5 protein-coding genes are annotated in these 3978 nt (G+C 61.0%); 3 read left to right on the forward strand and 2 right to left on the reverse strand.

The features are described 5' to 3' along the window. Window positions 1-800: DUF308 domain-containing protein (locus WB528_RS26620; protein ID WP_423892326.1), on the forward strand; the 800-nt coding region annotated here is incomplete at its 5' end. A 117-nt stretch (window positions 801-917) separates the two neighbouring features. After that, a complete protein-coding gene (locus WB528_RS26625) occupies window positions 918-1331 on the forward strand; it encodes a MucR family transcriptional regulator (protein WP_423892328.1) in 414 nt (137 codons plus the stop codon). A gap of 11 nt (window positions 1332-1342) precedes the next feature. Here the strand turns inward: WB528_RS26625 and WB528_RS26630 are convergent, their stop codons facing one another. Both WB528_RS26630 and WB528_RS26635 read right to left on the reverse strand, forming a co-directional pair. Then, a complete protein-coding gene (locus WB528_RS26630; RefSeq protein WP_423892334.1) occupies window positions 1343-1771 on the reverse strand; it encodes a SufE family protein in 429 nt (142 codons plus the stop codon). Between the two features lie 93 nt (window positions 1772-1864). Beyond that, the gene (locus WB528_RS26635; RefSeq protein WP_423892330.1) at window positions 1865-2272 is read right to left on the reverse strand and encodes a DUF5330 domain-containing protein; all 408 of its coding nucleotides are present in this window, start codon (window positions 2270-2272) and stop codon (window positions 1865-1867) included. Window positions 2273-2677: 405 nt separating this feature from the next. Between WB528_RS26635 and WB528_RS26640 the strand changes: the two genes are divergently transcribed. Further along, window positions 2678-3978 (forward strand): histidine kinase dimerization/phospho-acceptor domain-containing protein (locus tag WB528_RS26640; RefSeq protein ID WP_423892332.1); only part of this gene is annotated, 1301 nt, incomplete at its 3' end.

A 3978-nucleotide genomic window follows, 5' to 3' on the forward strand; every position in this document is an offset into this window, starting at 1 on the left:
GTCTTGTTGCGATCGGTTTCGGGATCCCGATCAACGAGTTCGGCCTTGGCAACACGTTGATTCTGGCCGGCGCCGTGACCGCCTGCTCGGGGCTGGTTATCCTGAGCTTGTCGGTCATCGCCAGAGAACTGAAAGGCATCGCCGAACGGATAGGAGGCGTGCCGGCCTCCGGTATGAGGCGCGATGCGTCACAGCCAGCGGCGCTCCCGCGCAATGCCGGCGCTGAAGGTGGTAGCCCAGCTTTTGACGCTGACGCGGCCGCGGGCGAGCCATCCGGTGGGCCTCCGCCGCCCTGGGCCGAAGAGACAGCTGCACGTGATCGCCCCCGCCAGGATGCGTCATCAGAGCCGGCGCCGGAGCCCCCGGCCAAACCGCGGCGCAATTTGATGTTCTCGTCGACGTCTCGTCGAGAGCGCGAGCGAACCCAGGCGCGTACAGGCGATGTGCCGGTAGCCGAGCCGCGTCCAGCTGCTGGGCCGCCGCCGCTGGCGGAGATCGATGAGGTCCCTCCGGCCAATTTTGACGACGCCTGGCCGAAATCGGAACGGGCGCGTCCTGCCGATGCGCCGCCTCAGCGCCGCGTTGCGCGCTCGCCCTCGACCTTCACTGACCCAGCGGCGAGCCGCCAGCCGCCGGCCGTCGAGGATCAACCGCCCGTGACCGTCCTCAAGTCCGGCGTCGTCGATGGAATGGCCTACTCATTGTATTCCGATGGATCGATCGAGGCCCAGATGCCGGAAGGCATGATGCGTTTCGCATCGATTGACGAACTGCGCGCTCATCTCGACCAGCGATCGTGAAAGTTTGATAGCGGTTCTTGTCTCTGCCGAGGTAATTCGCTCATATTCGACCGGCGGCCGACCAAATTGCAAAATCGGCAGCTGACTTGCGTGATGAAATCTTGAGAAGGCTTAGCCATGAGCGACACCGGGGCCAAGAATTTCATCGACCTGACGGCGAATATCGTCTCGGCCTATCTCAGCAACAATCCGACTCCGGCGTCGGAGATTCCCGGTCTGATCAACCAGATTCACGCGGCTTTGGTGCGCGTTTCGACCGGCAGGCCCGATGCGCCTTCCGAACCAGCGAAGCCCGCGGTTTCCATCAAGAAGTCTATGACACCGGACTATCTGGTCTGTCTTGAGGACGGCAAGCGCTTCAAGTCGCTGAAGCGTCACCTGCGCTCGCAATACAACATGACGCCTGAGCAATACCGGGAAAAATGGGGTCTGCCGCCGGACTATCCGATGGTCGCTCCCAACTATGCGGTCGCGCGCTCGCAACTCGCCAAGAAAATGGGGCTTGGTCAGCAACGCCGGCGGCGGAAATAGGCATTTAGATCTTACGAAGCCGCGGCCAAAGCCTCACGTGCATCGGTGCGGATGCGCTCGACCATTGCGCGCAGGCCGTTGGAACGCTGCGGCGTCAAATGCTCGCGGAACCCGAATTCATTGAAGATCGCGATCGCATCCGTTGAAAGAATTTGCCGCGGGGTGTGGCCCGAAAAGAGGATCAGCAGAATCGCGATCAATCCACGAACGATGTGGGCATCGCTGTCACCCAGGTATTTCAGTGAGGCGTCGCCGGAACTGCCGCGTTCGACCTTTTTGGACAACCAGACCTGGCTGACGCAGCCCTGCACCTTGTTGGCCGCAGAATGCTCGGCCTCCGGCATTGGCTCGAGCGTCCGGCCGAGTTCGATGACGTACCTGTAACGGTCGTCCCAGTCCTCCAGAAGCTCGAAATTTTCGCGGATCTCGTCAATTGTCATGTCCGTTATATAGGTCTGAAGGCCACCAAAAGCGATATCGTCGGGCCGGGATATCGTCCGATCCAAGAGAAATTGTTCCCGTTTCGGCTGGAATCACGGTGCGGGCGACGCGCCCTGCCACTCGATCTGCATGTCGTCCGGCGTCAGCGTGTCGTGCGCAGTATCCTCACTGGTATCCAAGGTACCGATCGAACCGGTGTGTTCCGGCGCGCGCTTATCCGGCTTGTCCGACTTCTCGGGTTTGTCGGTGATGTACTGGTAGACTTTTCGCGCGCCGCCCTGGGCACGCTGGCCGATCACGGTTGCGGCCTGACCGCCGACTTCACACGCTGCCGGCTGACGCTTGCAGAATTGGCTCATGTCGGACACTGCCGCAGTGGCAGCCGAGATCGCCTCGGACGCATTGATTTGCGGCGCCTTGTCTGAATCCGGTGTTTTGTCCCTCGGCAACAGGACGAGGACCAGTCCAACCCAAAACACCAAGCGAAGCAGAAAAAACATTTGCTACTCCGGCTGCCTTTCTCGTTCTGCTGCTTTCAATTCGAAAATCGATCACTAACAGCCGTCGATAAGCGCAAGTATTTGCATTGAAGTTAAATCGGGAAGAATTCGCGAAAAAATCGATCGATTTGATTCGGCGTAAATTTTTGATTGATGCCGGCGTGGCACATATCTGCCGGCCGTCCACCATTTCGAAACCATATGGGCTTATCGCCGGAAACCCGCCGTTCACCATCTGCGTTGATTGGCGGTCGCCCCGGACGCCGAAAGCGCCGTCAGGATACGGTCTTTTGCCGCAACCTCTCCCGCCTTAGCGTTCGTTTAATGTCGCTCTGACAGGTTGCGAAAACGACAAGGGGGACGTTCCGGGGCGTCTGGTTCGACGCACAGGCCGAAGCGAAAATTGTGAAAGTTCTGAGTACCATTCGCGATTGCCTAGATGCGCTGCTGCACCCGTCGGCACGGCACGATGTGCTGGTGCGCGCCCGTCATCGCGCTTTTATCGCACCGCGCCTGCTGGGAAGCCTGACGGCATTTGCGGCGTTTCCGGTCTACCTTGCCATGCATGGCGCGCCGACGGCGCTTGGAGTTGTAGCCTTCGCGTGGCTGATTGCACCCATTCTGTTGTCGTGGTTTCTGTCGCGCACCGGCCGCTACGAAGGGGCCTGTTTCCTTTCATCCCTGGCGTTTGCCGGCCTGATCATGACGCTGGCCTCAAGCACCGGCGGCATCGGATCGTTCGCTGCGATCTGGCTGGTGGTCGTGCCGGTGGAAGCCGCTCTCTCGGCGTCGCGCCGCGTGGTTGCGTTCGCCTCCGCACTGGCACTGATCTGTGTTTCGCTGCTGATTGTCCTTGGTCATTTCGATCTGCTGCCGGTCACCGATGTCGGCCCGGGCATGCGCGCGATCCTGACGGCATTCGGCGTCGCGGCGGCGACGCTCTATACGGCGGGTCTGGCATTCGGCGCCGAATTGCTCGCGCGCACCAGTGCTTCCCTGCTTTATGTCGAGGAAGACCGCTATCGCCTGCTCGCTCACAACATGAGCGACGTGATTTCACGCCATCATCGTAACGGCGCGGTGCGTTTCATCTCGCCGGCCGCCGAGGCGATGCTGGGGACAGCGGCCTCGCGTCTGCTCGGCTACGGCCTGTTCGATCGTGTGCATGTCGCCGATCGTCCGGCCTATCTCACCGCACTTTCGGATGCGGCGCGCGGCGGCGAAGCGCAAAGCGTCGAGTTCCGCCTGAGGCGGGATGCGGTTCGTGGCCGCGTGGCGGGGCAAGCCGGCCATGTGAATTTCATCTGGGTGGAGATGCGGTGCCGTCCGCTTGAGCCATTCTTGCAGCTATCGAAATCCTCGGAGGCCGAGGTAGTCGCGGTGATGCGTGACGTGACCGATCGGAAAAATCAGGAGCAGGCGCTGGATCTGGCGCGGTCCGCCGCAGAGCAGGCTGACGCTTCCAAGACGCGTTTCCTGGCCACCATGAGCCACGAGCTGCGCACGCCGCTCAACGCCATCATCGGCTTCTCCGAGATGATCATGCAGGAAGACGCGCTGATGCTTGATGCCGCGCGCCGCCAGGAGTATGCCCAGCTGATCAACGATTCAGGCCAGCACCTGTTGTCGGTCGTCAACGGCATTCTCGATATGTCGAAGATGGAGTCCGGCAATTTCGAGATCATGCCGGAGCCTTTCGCGCCGCG

It is taken from the genome of Bradyrhizobium sp. (assembly GCF_049586575.1).
Taxonomy (GTDB): domain Bacteria; phylum Pseudomonadota; class Alphaproteobacteria; order Rhizobiales; family Xanthobacteraceae; genus Bradyrhizobium.